This is a genomic window from Hymenobacter glacialis, assembly GCF_001816165.1.
GTDB lineage: Bacteria > Bacteroidota > Bacteroidia > Cytophagales > Hymenobacteraceae > Hymenobacter > Hymenobacter glacialis.
The window spans coordinates 1-15,704 of record NZ_MDZC01000082.1 but is presented as its reverse complement, the minus strand read 5'-3'; the positions used below and the strand labels follow the sequence as shown (position 1 = coordinate 15,704).

The following is a 15,704-nucleotide window of genomic DNA, read 5'->3' as shown; positions in this document are numbered from 1 at the left end:
GGTGCAACGCCTAGCCCCGCTTCTGAAGGCGGCGGCGGCGAGCCCCGGCCCCGGCGGGACGGCGGTGAGCGCCGCACCGAAGGTGGCGAGCGCCGCGAAGGCCGCGGTGGCCGCAACAACCGCCGCGGCGGGCGTGGCCCGGCCGGCGAACCCGGCGCCGCTCCGGCCCCGGCAGGAGAATAATTGTTAGCGGTTAGTAATTGACTATTGATTGCTAACCGCTAAGCAAATGACTGGTTATTTGGCATTTGTAGCGGCGTAGTGAATCGGGTCTCCAGTTGGTGGGGCCAGGGTCACCGCGCCGCTGCAAGTGCGGTCTCAGGTATCTATTATGAATCAAATCAGTGCAGTTCGAGGTGTTTTGGCAGCCGGTTTATTATGTTTGCTCACCGCCTGCGACCCCAATCGGGTGTTTGAGGAGAACACGGACTTCCCCAACTACTCCTGGGACGTGCAGCAAAAGCCGGCCTTCACCTTTGCCATTGAGGACACCACGGCCCGCTACGACGTGTACTTCAATGTGCGCCACGCCTCGGCATACGGGTTCTACAACCTCTACGTGAAGCACACCCTCACGGGCCCGGGCGGGCAGGTGGGAAAACCCCAGCTGCACCAGATGCTGCTGCTGGACCCCAAAACCGGCGAGCCCAAGGGCAGCGGCACCGGCGATATCTACGACATCCAACTGCTGGCCCTGCGCAACCAGCGCTTCGCCAAACCCGGCAACTACACCCTCACGCTGGAGCAGTACATGCGCCAGGCGCAGCTGCCCGGCCTCATGGCCATGGGCGTGCGCGTGGCCAGGCACGAGGAAAAGAAATAGAGCGCTGCCTGCAACAGCAAAGGCCGGTCCCGCATGGTGCGGGGCCAGCCTTTGCTGTTTTTTGGGTTGCGTGCTGGCGCTATTGCAGGCGAGTTACATCAACGGCATTGGGGCCTTTTTTGCCGGCTTTGATATTGAATTCAACCCGGTCGCCTTCCTGGATTTCGTGGATGAGGCCGGTTTGATGTACAAAAATTTCTTCCTGGGTATCGTCGGGCACAATGAAGCCAAAGCCTTTGGTGTCGTCGAAAAATTTAACAGTGCCGGTGAGCATAAGCGAATGAGGGGGTAAAATGAACGGGGCATCAAACTAACGCACGCAGCCAGCCACGGGTTGACGACCACTGGAAGGCTGCCGCAGCAGAATGCCGCACAAAGGTAAAATCGCGGCGGGGAATAGCAGCCAGGAACGCAAACAGGCTGAGGCAGGCCCATCCCAACCATAACAACGGATAGGGGGGCGCGTATAGACACGAAGTTCATCCTTTCACCGATTGTAACGCCCAACGCCCACCATGGAAAACGAGGAAATAAACTTGAATACCGAATCGAATGACATTGCCGGCAACCGCATTGATGGCCCGGTGGGCAACACGGCCGCCAAACCCGGTGGCCCCGGCACTAGTGTGGGCATCCCGGGCGGGCCTTCTACCAAAGCCTCCGGCATCAGCAGTTCCGCTGCTAGCGTTTCAAGCGAATCACTCGTGGATTCGGAAATGAACGCGGGCCATGGCGCCGTGGGCACCGCTAACGAAGAGCAGGAAAACAAAGAAGCCAACCCCGCCAACCTGCGGCCCGCCAATGCCTACGGGGGGAATTTCGGCAACAGCACCCAGGACAGCTACCGCGACGAAGACCGCCGCGAAAACCAGGACAGCGACCCCAACCGGGGCGAGTTCGGCGCTCAGAGCGATATGGGAACCACCCACGGCGGTTTCGGCAACCAAAACCGGCTGGCCGACTACGAATCAAGCAATTCGGCCGAAGACCAGTATTACGGCGGAGCTGGCCGCCCCGGCCCTCAGGACAACGCCTACCGCGACTACGATGGCCGCGACGCACGGCCCGACGCCCGCACCGAATACGGGTTTGAGGCCGGCAGCCCGGTGGCCAACGCGGCGGGCCAGGCGGCGGAGAGCGGGCAGATTCAGGGTTCTGACTACAAAGGGCCCAACGCGGACAACCGCAACCAGCCCGACCGGGCCGACATCAATAGCGCCTTCCAGAACGACAACGGCTCGGCCCAGGGCCCCGACCGGGGCTACGCCGACGACTACGGCCACACTTCCCTGCGGGGTGCTGCCACGCCTACTGCCGCCACGGAAGCACGCCCCGCCAACCCCGCAGGTGCCGAGCAGCGCAACCAGGCCGAAGGCTATATGCCCACCCCCGGCGGCGTCGATAAGCAGGGCCGACGCGAGGAAAAGCACCCCGGCTATTCTACCAACACCCCGGAAATGGCCGATCAGCGCGGCCAGATTCCACCCAGTAGCCAGGGCTACGGCGACCGTGGCCGCGAAGAACCCCGCCGCAACCCGGATTTCAATACTGGCGACGACCGCAACGGCTACGTGAAGGGCAACGGCGGCGACGCCAGCCAAGGCACGGGCTCGCGCGGTGGCTCTTATAATGATGCCTACAGTGACAGCCAGCCCGGCAGCAAAGAGGGCTCGCCAGCCAAAGGCGATGAGCGCATTGAAGACCGCGCCCAGAACTACGGCCAAACCGCCCGCCGGGAAAACCGCAGCGCAACCGGCGACGAAAACGAAGCCGACCACGGCGCCCCGCGCCGCAACGCCGGCCGCGAGGGCGAAGGCGACGAGTAACGCCCGTCAGACAACGCCTGTCATGCTGAGCCTGCGAAGCATCTTGTCAGGTCAGAACAGGTCGTTCAGCGGCGAGAGGATGCTTCGCAGGCTCAGCATGACAGGCGGTTTGGACAGACGCAGCAAAAGAATGGCCCGCCATGTATCTGGCGGGCCATTCTTTTGCTGCTAAAATCGGAAGTTACTTCCCTCCGCCGGCTGGGCTTTTCTGGGCCTGCTGCATGGGGTTCTGGGCGGCTTGTTGCTGCTGCTGGAACAGGTCGAAGCGCGAAGCGGCGGGCTGACGGGGGAAGGCGTTGTTGCTCAGGTCGGTGTCGGCCGTTTGCTGGAAAGGGTCGAGCACGAAAGAAATAACGGGCTTTTCGGTCACCATCACCTTGGTCACTCGCTCGTTGTTTTTGCGCCAGATTTCGGCCGGAATGGTCCGCACTTCCTGACTGTTGTCGGCGTAGGTGAGCTGCACGATGACGGGCATGACCAGGCCGCCCACGTTGCGCAAACTGAGCTCGTAGAAGTGCTGGGGCTGGGCGGCCAGGCGCTGCTGCTGCTCGGGGCTGAGGCCGGCGCGGTAGGCAGCGTAGCGCTGCTGGTCGGCGGCGGTCACGGCCAGCGGGTTGTACTCGTTGTAGAAGTCCTTGAGCTCGGGCTTCTCGTCCACGAGCGTGCTTTTCAGGTCGGTGGCGTTGCGCTGGGCCGAGATGGAGGGGGCGGCGGCGGCCTGCAGCTGCTGGAGGCGGGCCTTTTCCACGGCCGGGTCGCCGGTGCTCGGGGTAAAGGATTTCACCGATTCCAGGGCCAGGTCGGTGTGGTCGGTGGTGTAGAACCAGCCGCGCCAGAACCAGTCCAGGTCCACGGCCGAGGCGTCTTCCATGGTGCGGAAGAAGTCGGCGGGCGTGGGGTGCTTGTAGGCCCAGCGCTGGGCGTAGGTCTTGAAGGCGTGGTCGAAGAGCTCGCGGCCCATCACCGTTTCGCGCAGGATATTCAGGGCCGTGGCGGGCTTCGCGTAGGCATTGTTACCAAACTGCAGGGCCGACTCCGAGTTGGTCATAATCGGCGACTGCAGGCTTTTGTCGGTCTTCATGTACTCCACAATGTTGCGGGGCTCGCCGCGGCGCGAGGGGTACGTGCGCTCCCATTCCTGCTCGGTGAGGTACTGCATGAAGCTGTTCAGGCCCTCGTCCATCCACGACCACTGCCGCTCGTCGGAGTTCACAATCATGGGGAAGAAGTTGTGGCCCACTTCGTGAATAATCACGCCAATCATGGCGTACTTGGTCTGCGAAGAATACGTGCCGTCCTTCTCGGGCCGGCCGCCGTTGAAGCAAATCATGGGGTACTCCATGCCGAAAATGGGCCCGTGCACCGAGATGGCCACTGGGTACTCATAAGGAATGGTGTACTTGGAGTACGTCTTGATGGTGTGCGCTACGGCCTCCGTGGAGTACTGGCCCCAGAGCGGGTTGCCCTCCTTGGGGTAGTAGCTCATGCACATCACCGTCTTGTTGTTCTGCTCAATGCCCATGGCATCCCAGATGAACTTACGCGAGCTCACCCAGGCAAAATCGCGCACGTTTTTGGCGGCGAAATTCCAGGTTTTGGTCCTGGTGCTCCGGCTCGACTCGTTCTGTACCGCTTCGGCCTGGCTGATGATGAGCACGGGCTTCTTGGCGTTTTTGGCCTGCGCGAGGCGCTTTTGCTGAGTAGCGGTCAGTACCTGCGACGCATTTTGCAGCGTGCCGGTGGCGCCCACTACGTGGTCGGCCGGCGCGGTAATGCTCACCTTGTAGTCGCCGAAAGGCAGCGTGAATTCGCCGCTGCCCAGAAACTGCTTGTGCTGCCAGCCCTGGTTGTCGGAATACACGGCCATGCGGGGGTACCACTGCGCAATTTCGTAGAGGTAGTTTTTGTCCTCCGGGAAGTACTCGTAGCCGTTGCGGCGCACCTGCTGGCCGTTCACGTTGTAGTGCCACTTCACGTTGAAGGAGTAGGACTGGCCGGGCCGCAGGGGCGTGGGCAGGTCTACGCGCATCATGGTGTAGTTGGTGGTCGTTTTCAGTGCCTTGCCGTCGCGGCCGGTCACGGCATCAATCTTAAAGCCGCCATCGAAATCCGACAGCAGCCCCTCAACGGCGTTGAACGTCATCCGGTCCTGCAGCTGGCTCACTTCCGTGGTGGCCGTGATGGAGTTTTTCTCCAGCACGTTCTGGTCGAGCTGCACCCACAGGTAGGGCAGCACATCGGGCGAGAGGTTGGTGTAGGTGATGGTTTCGCGCCCGGTCAGGGCCTGCTTGGCATCGTCGAGCGTGACCTGGATGTCGTAGTCGGCCCGCTGCTGCCAGTATTCCTTGCCTGGCGCGCCGCTGGCGGTGCGGTACACGTTGGGCGTGGGCAGCAGGGTTTCGAGCTGCGCGAATTTGTCGGTGCCCGAGTTGGTGGTTTGGGCTTGAATGGCCAGCGCGGGCAGCAGCCCGAGCAGCAGCGCTACGTAGCGCCGGGGAGGAAATGAAGAAAGTAGGCGGATTTGCATGCCGCTAATTTACGTAGCCAGCTGTCATCCTGAGCGCAGCGAAGAACCTTATCAGAAAAGAACAAGCCGTTTGCTGGCGTGATTAAGGTCCTTCGCTGCGCTCAGGATGACAGGAGGGAAGGGCCGCTAACAACGCGTGCCGTCCTTACCGGTGCAGCTTCACGCCAATGTCGTACTGGTAGCGCGGCGGGCCACCCAACGGAATGGCGAAGAAGGGCAGGGCCGTATCGTACTGGTCGGTCACGTAAAACACCAGGTCGTTGGGGGCGGCGCTGGTGGAGGTGAGGCGGAAGTCGAGGCTGAGGCCGTGCTCTTTCGCGGCAATGGGCAGCACGCTGCTGGTCCATTCGCCGTTGCCACTCACGGCGGCAGCATGGCCGTTTTTTGCCACGCTGAATATTTCCAGGGTAGCCCCGTTATCGGCATCAAAATTACTTTGCTTGATGCTCACCACTTTGTTGTTCACAAAAGGGTAGAGGTGCACAGTGGTTTTGCTGCTGGTGGCCGGCAGCCGGAAGCAGTACTCGTAGGTGAAGGCGTTGCCGCCCTCCACCGCCACGTTGGCCGTGGGGCTGGTGCTGAAGAAGTAGCGGTACAGGTTGCCGTCGTTGCCGCTCAGGCCGCGCGCCACCATCTTGAACACGCGGCCCTGAAACTCGTCCACTGGCTCGGCTTCCAGCGGGTTGAGCGGTCCGAAGGTGAACCACGTGCCGTCGTACTTGGCCTCGTTGCCGAAGGTCTGACTTTTGAGCAGGCGGCCGGTGGGGTTGGGGTTGGTGGGGCGCGGGTCGCGGGCCTGCGGGCCGCTAAAGGTGCCGGGGCCGCCGTAGAGGCTGAAGGAGGTGGTGGTATTGGCGGGGCCTTTCAGGTCGTCGTTGGTGCCGCCGCAGCCGGGGTCCCACACCCGGATGTACACCGGCTCGCGCTGCTTTTCGGGAATGAGAAAGAAGAACGTCTGGCTGAAGTCGTCGTCGCCCCAGCTCTTGTCGGACTGCGCGCCGAAGGTGACCAAAGTTTCCACCCGCTCGCCGGCATTGGGCACGGCTTGGGCGCGGGCGGCACCAAATGGCAGTACGAGCAAGGTAACTAGTGCACTACAAAACGACCGCGGGTGTTTACTCATACCGCCAAGGTACCAACACCCGGCCACTGGCCGGGGTTTAAATCGCATCAGCCAGCGCTCAGCTAGTCGGTATCGGCGGTTCAATTGTATGTTTACGGCTGTTATTCTCTGCATCTTATGCCTGCTGTCGTCCGCGCCACCTCCGAATTTTTCGACCAGCTGACCGAGAACCTGCTTTTGCTGCGGGTTAAGGCCCAGCAGCGCTTTCGTCCCCTGAGCACCGAGGAGCTCAACCGCCGGCCCAGCCCCAGCCGCTGGAGCGCCGGCCAGTGCCTCGAGCACCTCAACATAGTGGGCGGCTACTACCTGCCCAGCATTGCCAAACGCATAGACAAGGCCCAGGCCCGCGGCTCCAAGCCCACGCCTACCGTGAAACAGGGCTATTTCGGAGGCCGGTTTGTGAACGCCATGCGCACCCCGCCCAGCGAAAAGACCTACGCCACGCCCCAGCGCTACGCGCCCACCGGCAACCGCCTGCCCCGCACCGTGGCGGAGGTGTTCAGCCGCCAAATCGACGAGCTGCTGCGCCTGGTGCTGCTGGCTCGCCAGGTAAACGCCAACTCCGTGCTCATTCCCAACGCCGTGTTTCCGCTGCTCATGCTCCGGCTGGCCGACCAGCTGGAGTTCCTCGTGGTGCACATTCAGCGGCACGTGGCGCAGGCCGAGGCCGTGCTGGCTGGCCACGCCATGGACGCAAGTAAGTCAGCTGCTTAGGCCGGTTTTTATCTGGTTCTTTCCTCCCGAACCCCGCCCTGGTTTTGTCGGGGCGGGGGTTTGTTTCGTAAAACCGGTACAGGGCGCGCAATATCAGTTGGGCCGGCATCGATAAGGCATCACCCAACACCTGCTTTCTGCTTATGCGTTTCTTCGTTTTTGCCTGCCTGCTGCTGATGGCCGTTCTCAGCAGCACCTCCGCCGTGCCCTCGCCCACTCCCTTCGCCGCCCAGTGGAAAAAAATAGACGCCCTGCTCAAAAAAGGGCAGACGGCCACGGCTGCGCCGTTGGTGGAGGCCATCTACCGGCAGGCCAAAAAAGAAGGCAACAGCCCCGCCTACGTGCGGGCCCTGCTCTATAAAGTGCGCCTGCTGCAAGCCAAGGAAGAGGACGAAACCGAAAAAGGCATCACCCTGCTGGAAGCCGAGCTGAAAACGGCCACCTTCCCAGCCCGGCCCATCATCCATTCGCTGCTGGCCGAGCAGTACACCTACTACCTCAACCAGAACCGCTACCGCCTCTATCAGCGCACGGCCGGTGCCGACCCCACCACCGGCCCCGATGCCAGCGCCGACGGCGGCACCGGCCTCGCCACCTGGGACATGGGCCGGCTGGGCGCGGCCATCGTGCGGCACTACTACCAGTCGGTGGAAGACGAGCCCCAGAAGCAGCTCAACACCTCCCTGCGCGCACTAGGCGAAATGGTTATTGACGGCGATGCCGAAGGCCGCGCCCTGCGCCCCAGCCTCTACGATTTGCTGGCCCACCGCGCCATTGAGGGCCTCCAGAATCAGGAGCTGTATGTGACGCGTCCCGAGCAGCAGTTCCAGCTGACCGACCCGCAAGCCTTTGGCACCGCCGCCGAGTTTGCGGCCCTGCGCCTGCTCGCGCCCGATGCCGACTCGCTAAACGGGCAGCTGCACGCGCTGCGCCTGCTGCAGCGCCTCACCGCCTCGCGCCAGCAGCTGGCGCCCGCCAACCGAGCCGCGCTGGCCGATGTGGACTTGTTGCGCCTCGACTACCTTAAAACCTTTACGCAGGGCACCGACTTGGCCGAGCAGTATGAGCCCGCCCTGCTGCGCATGACGGCGACCTACGCCGACCTGCCCATCAGCACCGAATTCATGGCCCGCCGGGCCGAAGCCGCGCGCGAAGACGGCGACAACGTAGCCGCTGTGAAGCTGGCACGGGAGACTGAAGCCCGGTTCCCGAAGTCGCGCGGCGCGGCGCGGGCGCGGCAGCTGCGCGAAAGCATTGAGCAGCCGGAAATAGCCTTTTCGGCTACGGATATTGTGGTGCCAAACCAGCCCTGGCGCCTAGACGTGACGGCGCGCAACGTGACCGGCCTGCACGCCTGGGCCTACCGCGTTTCGCTGCGCGAGTGGGAGAAATCGGGCGAGTACGACGAGAAGCAGCGCCCCGTGGCCCAGCGCTACGCCCGCGCCCTGCGGGCCGCGCCAGCGGCTAGCTGGACGGTAGCTGTGCCCGCGCATCCACAGGATTACAAGGAACAGAAGTTTGCGGTGGCGGGCGCGGCGCTGCCCGTAGGCTACTACTTGGTCATCATCAGCAACCAGGCCACGAAGCCCACGGAGCAGCGGGCGGGCGCGGTGACGGCCTACGGGTTTGTAGGGGCAAGTGAGTTGAGCGCCGTGAACCGGCGGGACGCGGACGCGGGCACGGCTCGCCTGCTGGTGCTGCACCGCCAGAGCGGCGCTCCGCTGGCCGGAGTGCAGGCCCAGGCGGCTTACCAGTACTATGACCGCAAGGCCCGCAAATCGGTAACAACGAAGGGCGGCATTGCCGCAACCACGGCCACAGGGGAAGTACTGCTTCCTAAATTGGAGAAAACGGCTTCGGATAATAACGACTATAACAGCCGCATCGGCGCCGTGCGCATCTGGCGCGGCCAGGATACGCTACGGCTTACCAACATCAACGGCTATTACCGGCCCGAACGCAACGAGCCAGCGCCGGCCCAGCGCCGCACATTCCTATTCACCGACCGCGCTATTTACCGGCCGGGCCAGACGCTGTATTTAAAGGGTGTTCTGACCGAGACGCTGCGGGCCAAAAGCAGCCTGGTAACCGGCCAAACCGTGAGCGTGCGGCTGATGGACGTGAACGGCCAGACCGTGCAAACGCTGTCCTTCACCACCTCCGATTTTGGCAGCTTCCACGGCTCCCTGGTGCTGCCCACTGGTTTGCTCAACGGCGAAATGAGCCTGCAAACCGACCACGGCAGCCTGAGCTTCGCAGTGGAGGACTATAAGCGGCCAACTTTTGAGGTAAAAATTGATTCGGTGCCCGGCCGGCCGGCACTGGGCCAGCCGCTCACCCTCAACGGCCGCGCCCGCGCCTACGCCGGGCAGCCCACCGACGGGGCCCAGGTCAAGTACCGCATCACGCGCCGCGAGCTGTGGCCCATGTTTGGCTACGGCGGCGGCTATGGGCGGGGCGGCTACAACCCCGGTGGCGGCCGGGGCACCCAGGAAATTGCCCACGGCACCACCACCACCGATGCTGAGGGCCGGTTCAACCTCGCCTTCACGCCGCTGGTGGCGCCCAAAAATCCCGGCGGCCGAGGCGGTTGGGAGCCGGGTTACCTGTTTGAAATAACCGCCGACGTGACCGACGCGGCCGGCGAGACCCGCACCGGTACGCGCGCAATTCCCATTGGGCGCAATCCGCTCAGCCTGGTTTTGTCCGGGCCGGGCGAGGTCGATAAGCAGGCGCTGCCCGCCTTCACGCTGCTGAGCACCAACGCCACGGGCGAGCCGCTGCCCGCCACCGGCACGCTGCGGCTGCTGGCCCGCCGCTACCGCCCCAACCCGCCCGGCGTGCCCGGCGCGCCCGTCATCAGTCCCGAAAACGAGCTGCCGGCCGAGCTGCTGCGCACCCTGCCCTTCGACACGAAAACCAGCCCGGTGCTCAACCTGAAAGCCGTCCTGGCCACCCTGCCCACCGGCCGCTACCGCCTCGAAGCCCAGGCCGCCGGCGCCGACACGGCCGCCCGCGCCAGGCAGGATTTTGAGCTCTACGATTCGCGGGCCACCACCGTGCCCTTCCCCACGCCCGACTGGTTTGTGGCGCTGGCCGATACCGTGGCCCCCGGCCAGTCCACCGATGTGTTGGTGGGCAGCAGCGAAGCCGGGGCCCGCATCCTGCTGGAAGTGGAGCGCGAAGACAAGCTGCTGCGCCAGGAATGGCTCACGCTGAACGCCAACGAACAGCGCCGCCTGCGCATCGAAAGCGGCCCAGCCACGGCCCTCGGCCCGCTCTACATTCACACCACGCAGGTGCGCGACGGCCGCCTCTACCGCCACACGGCCACCGTGCAGGTGGCGGAGAAGCCGCAGCCGCTTCAGCTGTCCATCGCCACGTTCCGCGACCGGCTTCAGCCCGGCCAGCGCGAAACCTGGCGCGTGACCATTCGCCAGGCCAACGGCCAGCCCGCCACCGCCGAGCTGCTGGCCACGCTCTACGACCAAAGCCTGGACGTTTTCCGGCCGCACAGCTTCATGGGGCTGGATTTGGGCGCAGGGTATTACCCGGCACAGTTTGGGTGGCAGGGCGAGTTTGGGGAGGTGAATTCGACTTCTTTCGGAGTGACTGATGGTAGCCCGGGACTTGCTGCGGTGGATTATCCGAAGTTGAATACCTGGCAGGCAATGCCAGGAGAGATTGCGACGAGTTACGGGGGCGGCAGGAGAATGCGCGCCAGAGCCATGAGCAATGCGGAACCGCAGATGCTGGAAATGGCGCAAGCTGATGGGGATGCTGTGGCCGCCTCAGCTGCTATATCAGATAAGGCCATGCTTGCAGGGCCTGTTACGAGGAAGAGCGAAGCACCGAACGCTGCCGCCGCGCCCGACCTCTCCGTAGTCCCTACCCGCACTGACTTCCGCGAAACGGCCTTCTGGCAGCCCGCCCTGCGCACCGATAAGAACGGCGATATCGTGCTCGAGTTCCAGATGCCGGAAGCCGTGACGCGCTGGCAGCTGCTGGCCCTGGCTCACGACAAAAACCTGCGCAGCGGCCAGCTGGCCCGGCAGCTCGTCACCCAGAAGGAAATCCAGATTACGCCCAACGCGCCGCGCTTCCTGCGGCAGGGCGACACCTTCACCTTCCCCGCCAAGTTTTCAAACCTGACTGACCACGCCACCACCGGCACCGCGCAGTTCTTCCTGCTTGACGCCGCCACCGGCCAGGACATCACCAGCCAGCTCGTGAAAGGCCCGGCGCAGCAAGCCGTATCCGCTGCCGCGCACCAGAGCATGGCACTGGGCTGGGAAATCAGCCTGCCCAGTGATTTCGCGCCGGTAGCCGTGACGTATCGGGTGGTAGCGCAAAGTCAGTTAGCAGTGAGCAGTGAGAAGTTAACAGATAGGAAGAGTAGAAAGAAGCGTCGTCAGGCTCCCCTCTCTTTTGGAGAGGGGCAGGGGGTGAGGTTTTCCGACGGCGAGGAAAACACCCTGCCCGTCCTCCCAAACCGCATTCTCATCACCGAAAGCCTGCCGCTGCCCATCGTGGGCCCCGGCACACGGGAGTACGAGCTGCAGAAGCTCACCAGCACCAGCAGCCCCACGCGCCGCAACTACTCCCTCACGCTGGAAATGACGGCCAACCCCGCCTGGTACGCCGTGCAGAGCCTGCCCTACCTCATGGAGTACCCCTACGAGTGCTCCGAGCAGATATTCAGCCGGCTCTATGCCAACCTCATCGCGGCGCAGATTCTCAAGGCGAACCCCCGCTTTAAAACCGTGCTGGTCGAGTGGCAGCGCCAGGCCCAAGTCGGCACCGCCGCCCAAAAAAATGCCCTCACCAGCAAGCTGGCCCAGAACCAGGAGCTGAAAAACTGCTCCTGCAGGAAACTCCCTGGGTACGCGACGCCCAGGGCGAAACCGAGCGCCTGGCCCGGCTGGTGGAGCTGTTTGACCAACCCCGTCTGGAAGCCGAAACTGCCCGCGCCCTGGCCAAGCTCGCCCGCATGCAGTCCGCGAACGGCGCCTTCCCCTGGTTCGAGAAAATGCCCGACGACCGGTACATCACGCAGCTCATCGTGGCCGGCTTTGGCAAGCTAAAGAAATTGAGCGCCTTTGATGCCAGTACCGACGCGCTGGCCCAGCCCATTCTGCAGCGGGCCCTGGGCTACCTTGATGGCCGCCTGGCCGCCGACTATGCCGAGTTGAAGCGCCAGAAAGGCGTGAAGCTGGCCGACAACCACTTGGGCGACCAGCAGATTCAGGCCTTGTACGCCCGCAGCTTCTGGCCGCAGCCCGCCGTAGCGGCCGCCGCCACACCTGCTGCCGCCTACTACCGCCAGCAGGCCGGCACCTTCTGGCCGAGCCAGACCCGCTACCTGCAGGCCCAAATTGCGCTGGTGCTATTCCGCGACACCAAAACGGCCCGCCCTGCCCAGGACATACTGCGCGCCCTTACCGAAAACGCCCTGCACTCGCCTGAGTTGGGCATGTACTGGAAGGAGGTGCGCGGCGGCTACTACTGGCGCGAAGCCCCTACTGAAACCCAGGCTACCCTCATCGAAACCTACGATGAGGTGAAAAACGACCAAAAGTCGGTGGACGAGATGAAGCTCTGGCTGCTCAAGCAAAAGCAAACCCACCACTGGGAAAGCACCCGCGCCACCGCCGACGCCTGCTACGCCCTGCTGCTGCGCGGCTCCGACTGGCTCGCGCCCACCCAACCCCTGCAAATTACCGTAGGCGGCCAGCCCGTGAAGCCCGAGGCAGCGCAGGCCGGCACCGGCTACTTCAAAACTAGCTGGTCTGCCGCCGAAATGCAGCCCGCGCAAGGCAAGGTTACCATTACCAAACCCGATGCGGGCGTGGCTTGGGGCGCGCTCTACTGGCAATACTTTGAGGATATCGACAAGGTAACGTCCGCCGCCACGCCGCTCAGCCTCGAGCGGCAGCTCTACCGCGAAACGCGCACTGCGGGTGGCCCGGAGTTGGTGCGCATCTCGGCCGCCACGCCCGTGCCCGTGGGCGCCGTGGTGGTGGTGCGCCTGGTGCTGCGCACCGACCGCGCCCTCGAATACGTGCACCTTAAGGACCAGCGCGCCGCCGGCCTGGAGCCCATCAGCCAGCTGAGCGGCTACCGGTATCAGAACGGACTGGGCTATTATGAGTCGCCGCGCGACGCGGCCACCAACTTCTTTTTTGGCGCCGTGCCCCGCGGCACGCACGTCTTTGAGTACCGGCTGCGGGCGGCCCAGGCCGGCGATTTCTCGGGCGGCCTCAGCCAGGTGCAGTGCCTGTACGCCCCCGAATTTGGAGCGAATTCGGTCGGGGTACGGCTCCGGTTGGTAGTGCAGGAAGCCCGACCGGGAAAATAGGCCGTTGGACCGCGTGAAGGCCCTTCCGGACGTTCTGCCTACCTTTTTCCTTGCATCTAAACGGGTCGGGGGCTAGCTTTGTCTTCTGTTAGGTTTATATTAATCATCTATGAAGCACCTATTTGTCCTCCTTACGCTGCTCCTGAGCTGGAGCGGAGCCCAAGCCCAAACCGAAAAGCAAACCGCCGTTTCGAAGCTGCCTGGTGAGGAAAACCTAAGCCTGCGCGAGCGGGCTGAGCGTGATTTTCTGATGCCCGTGCGGCGCAAGAAGGTCGTAACAGAGTCGCCCAAAACCACCACCGACGAAAACACTGCCGCGCCCGAGTCGGACGCCACGGCCCGCTACACCGAAGGCGACGAGGCCAGCTCCGCCGCCGTACCGGCCCACACCACCCGCAGCTACGAAGCCCGCAACACCGAGGCCATGGCCGCCCGCCGGGCCGCTGCTCGCCGCGAAGAAGCCCGGGCCGAAGCCAGAGCCGAGGCGCGCGCCGAAGCCCGCCGCCACGCCACCCGCAGCAGCTCCAAAACGAAGGCGCACAGCAGCAAGTCAAAATCCAAGAGCAAGTCGGGTTCGAGCGGCAAGTCCAGCAAGAGCAAGAGTAAAAGCAGCAGTGCCAAGAACTCAGCAAGCAGCAAGAATGCCGCCGCTAAAAAGAGCAGCAGTGCCAAGAAAAGCTCTGCTAAAAAAACTGCCACGAAAAAAAGCAGCCCCGCTACTAAAAGCACCGCCAAAAAGCCTGCTGCTAAGAAAGGTACTCCTTCCAAATCCAGTACCTCCAGCAAGTCAAAGAGCCGCCGTTAGCACGTGCGATTGCAACAATAGAAAGGGCCCAATACAATGTGTTGGGCCCTTTCTATTGTCGCATAGCTTACTTCTCTGCACCCCGTTGCCAACCGTTAGCGCTGGTTGCGGATGATGAAGTTGTGGAATGCGGCGCGGTGCCCGCTTTCGCCCTGCGCCACCAGCGCCACGCGCACGCCGCGGTCCCACGGCGGCAGGTAAGTGCCGTTGAGCGAAAATCCGTCTGTGGGCAGCGGGTTCCAGTGCGAGCCGTCGGTGCTGTAGGCGAAGCGGTAGCGCTGGCCGCCCCATACTTCCAGGCGCAGGGTAATGGTGACACAGGGCTCCACAAAGGCCTGCACCAGGCACTGCTGCTTGCCGCTTTTCACGTGCCAGAGTTGCACCTGGCCATTGCCAGCCATTATGGCCAGCGCGTTGTAGAGGTCGCCCACCGCAGCCAGGGCCCGCAACGCGAAGGGCCGCAGCGAATTTCAGAACCTCGGGTGCCGCCGGGTGGCGCCGACGTATTCTTCGGCGGTGTGGCTCCGGGCTTTCATCATGCTTTTCAGGCCCGGCGTGCCTTTGCTGTTGTTGCGCTTCTCGACGTACTGCAGCTGCTTGAGGCTGTCGGTGGTGGTGCGGCAGCTGTCGTAAGCCACCCAAAGATTGTCGATGTCGGAGAAAAAGACCTTCTGTTTTCCCGGCTGTGCGAAGGCGCAGGGAATGCTGGCAAGGCAACAGCTGAGGGCAGTTGCTGATAAGCATCCGTTCTGGCCGGGGCGGTGCGCACCCGGCAATGCCTGCACCCCCAGCAGCCTTGGGGCAGTTTCAGTAAAGCCCACTTTTCGTTGCTTATCCCAACGGGTGTGCCGCTTGCGGTAGGGAATGCTTCCAACGCTCAAGCACTCAGCTCATAGCCACGGCAGCAGCGGTGGGCAGGTTGATGGTGAACGTGGTGCACACGTCCTGCCGCGTTTCCACGGTGATGTGGCCTTTATGGGTACGGGCAATGTCCTGGCTAATGAACAACCCCAAGCCGGTGCCTTTGGAAGTAGGCTTGGTGGTGAAAAAGGGCGAAAACAGCTGTTCCTGTTCAACGGCCGAGATGCCCGCGCCATTGTCGCGTACCTGTATTTCTACGCCAGTCCCCTGGAAAACCGTGGCAACGGTGAGCGCGGGCTGAAAACTGGGGTCCCGCAGCGACTTTTCGTGCACCGCGTACATCGCATTGTTGAGCAGGTTAAACAGCACCGTGCTCATCTCCGTGGGTACCACGCGGACGGAAATGCTTTCCGGGTTGTCACCTTTAATTAGCTCCAGGGCAACGTTCCGGTAAGCATTATTCGACTCGTTCCGATACGCCAGCAATTGCTCGTCGACGAACGAGTTGAGGTCAATATCAACGAATTGGTTTGCTTTGACTTGCAGTAGTTTGTCCATGCTGCGGACTATCCGGGTGAGGCTGGAGCTGTGCTCTTTAATTTTGCCGGTGTTGGTCTCAATCATGGTGAGCAGGGGTACTATCTCCGTTTGCACATGTTCGTCGTGG

At 63.1% G+C, this 15,704-nt stretch carries 13 protein-coding genes; 7 read left to right on the top strand and 6 right to left on the bottom strand.

The window, feature by feature from the left end; all coding sequences use genetic code 11:
- Together BEN48_RS13315 and BEN48_RS13310 are read left to right on the top strand one after the other, a co-directional pair.
- Nucleotides 1–183: hypothetical protein (locus tag BEN48_RS13315; RefSeq protein WP_193408679.1), on the top strand; the 183-nt coding region annotated here is incomplete at its 5' end.
- A gap of 199 nt (nt 184–382) precedes the next feature.
- Complete coding sequence (locus BEN48_RS13310) at nt 383–823, top strand: gliding motility lipoprotein GldH (protein ID WP_241502276.1); 441 nt, start codon at nt 383–385, stop codon at nt 821–823.
- Between the two features lie 79 nt (nt 824–902).
- On the opposite strand, the gene BEN48_RS13305 is transcribed toward BEN48_RS13310, so the two are convergent.
- Entirely contained in the window at nt 903–1,097 is a 195-nt protein-coding gene (locus BEN48_RS13305; protein ID WP_070725989.1) for a cold-shock protein, read from the bottom strand.
- 262 nt (nt 1,098–1,359) lie between these two features.
- Here BEN48_RS13305 and BEN48_RS13300 point away from each other — a divergent pair, with 262 nt between their 5' ends.
- On the top strand, nt 1,360–2,649 hold the full coding sequence (locus BEN48_RS13300) for a hypothetical protein (protein ID WP_158010187.1): 1,290 nt from the start codon (nt 1,360–1,362) through the stop codon (nt 2,647–2,649).
- Between the two features lie 181 nt (nt 2,650–2,830).
- On the opposite strand, the gene BEN48_RS13295 is transcribed toward BEN48_RS13300, so the two are convergent.
- Entirely contained in the window at nt 2,831–5,176 is a 2,346-nt protein-coding gene (locus BEN48_RS13295; protein ID WP_070735421.1) for a M1 family metallopeptidase, read from the bottom strand.
- Between the two features lie 145 nt (nt 5,177–5,321).
- On the bottom strand, nt 5,322–6,257 hold the full coding sequence (locus BEN48_RS13290) for a hypothetical protein (protein ID WP_083321055.1): 936 nt from the start codon (nt 6,255–6,257) through the stop codon (nt 5,322–5,324).
- A gap of 159 nt (nt 6,258–6,416) precedes the next feature.
- Between BEN48_RS13290 and BEN48_RS13285 the strand changes: the two genes are divergently transcribed.
- The 4 genes from BEN48_RS13285 (at nt 6,417) to BEN48_RS13270 (ending at nt 14,176) form a co-directional block, all read left to right on the top strand.
- Nucleotides 6,417–7,013 (top strand): DinB family protein, encoded by a 597-nt coding sequence (locus BEN48_RS13285; RefSeq protein WP_070735419.1) that lies wholly within the window; start codon nt 6,417–6,419, stop codon nt 7,011–7,013.
- 143 nt (nt 7,014–7,156) lie between these two features.
- Entirely contained in the window at nt 7,157–12,097 is a 4,941-nt protein-coding gene (locus tag BEN48_RS13280) for an MG2 domain-containing protein (protein WP_070735418.1), read from the top strand.
- Nucleotides 12,004–13,371, top strand: a complete 1,368-nt coding sequence (locus BEN48_RS13275; RefSeq protein WP_125932640.1) for an alpha-2-macroglobulin family protein — start codon at nt 12,004–12,006, stop codon at nt 13,369–13,371. The genes BEN48_RS13280 and BEN48_RS13275 overlap by 94 nt, the downstream gene beginning before the upstream one ends.
- A 109-nt stretch (nt 13,372–13,480) precedes the next feature.
- The gene (locus BEN48_RS13270; RefSeq protein ID WP_070735416.1) at nt 13,481–14,176 is read left to right on the top strand and encodes a hypothetical protein; all 696 of its coding nucleotides are present in this window, start codon (nt 13,481–13,483) and stop codon (nt 14,174–14,176) included.
- A gap of 95 nt (nt 14,177–14,271) precedes the next feature.
- On the opposite strand, the gene BEN48_RS13265 is transcribed toward BEN48_RS13270, so the two are convergent.
- The 3 genes from BEN48_RS13265 to BEN48_RS13260 all read right to left on the bottom strand — a co-directional run.
- Nucleotides 14,272–14,625, bottom strand: coding sequence for a beta-xylosidase family glycoside hydrolase (locus BEN48_RS13265; RefSeq protein WP_070735415.1), 354 nt, complete (start codon nt 14,623–14,625; stop codon nt 14,272–14,274).
- A 21-nt stretch (nt 14,626–14,646) separates the two neighbouring features.
- A complete protein-coding gene (locus BEN48_RS19175; protein ID WP_158010186.1) occupies nt 14,647–14,814 on the bottom strand; it encodes a hypothetical protein in 168 nt (55 codons plus the stop codon).
- Nucleotides 14,815–15,061: 247 nt separating this feature from the next.
- Nucleotides 15,062–15,704: sensor histidine kinase (locus BEN48_RS13260; protein ID WP_158010185.1), on the bottom strand; the 643-nt coding region annotated here is incomplete at its 5' end.

Excerpts from the sequence above, each read along its gene's own strand:
- BEN48_RS13305 (WP_070725989.1), bottom strand. The coding sequence starts at position 1,097 with ATGCTCACCGGCACTGTTAAATTTTTCGACGACACCAAAGGCTTTGGC.
- BEN48_RS13295 (WP_070735421.1), bottom strand. The coding sequence starts at position 5,176 with ATGCAAATCCGCCTACTTTCTTCATTTCCTCCCCGGCGCTACGTAGCG.
- BEN48_RS13285 (WP_070735419.1), top strand. The coding sequence starts at position 6,417 with ATGCCTGCTGTCGTCCGCGCCACCTCCGAATTTTTCGACCAGCTGACC.
- BEN48_RS13280 (WP_070735418.1), top strand. The coding sequence starts at position 7,157 with ATGCGTTTCTTCGTTTTTGCCTGCCTGCTGCTGATGGCCGTTCTCAGC.
- BEN48_RS13275 (WP_125932640.1), top strand. The coding sequence starts at position 12,004 with ATGCAGTCCGCGAACGGCGCCTTCCCCTGGTTCGAGAAAATGCCCGAC.
- BEN48_RS13270 (WP_070735416.1), top strand. The coding sequence starts at position 13,481 with ATGAAGCACCTATTTGTCCTCCTTACGCTGCTCCTGAGCTGGAGCGGA.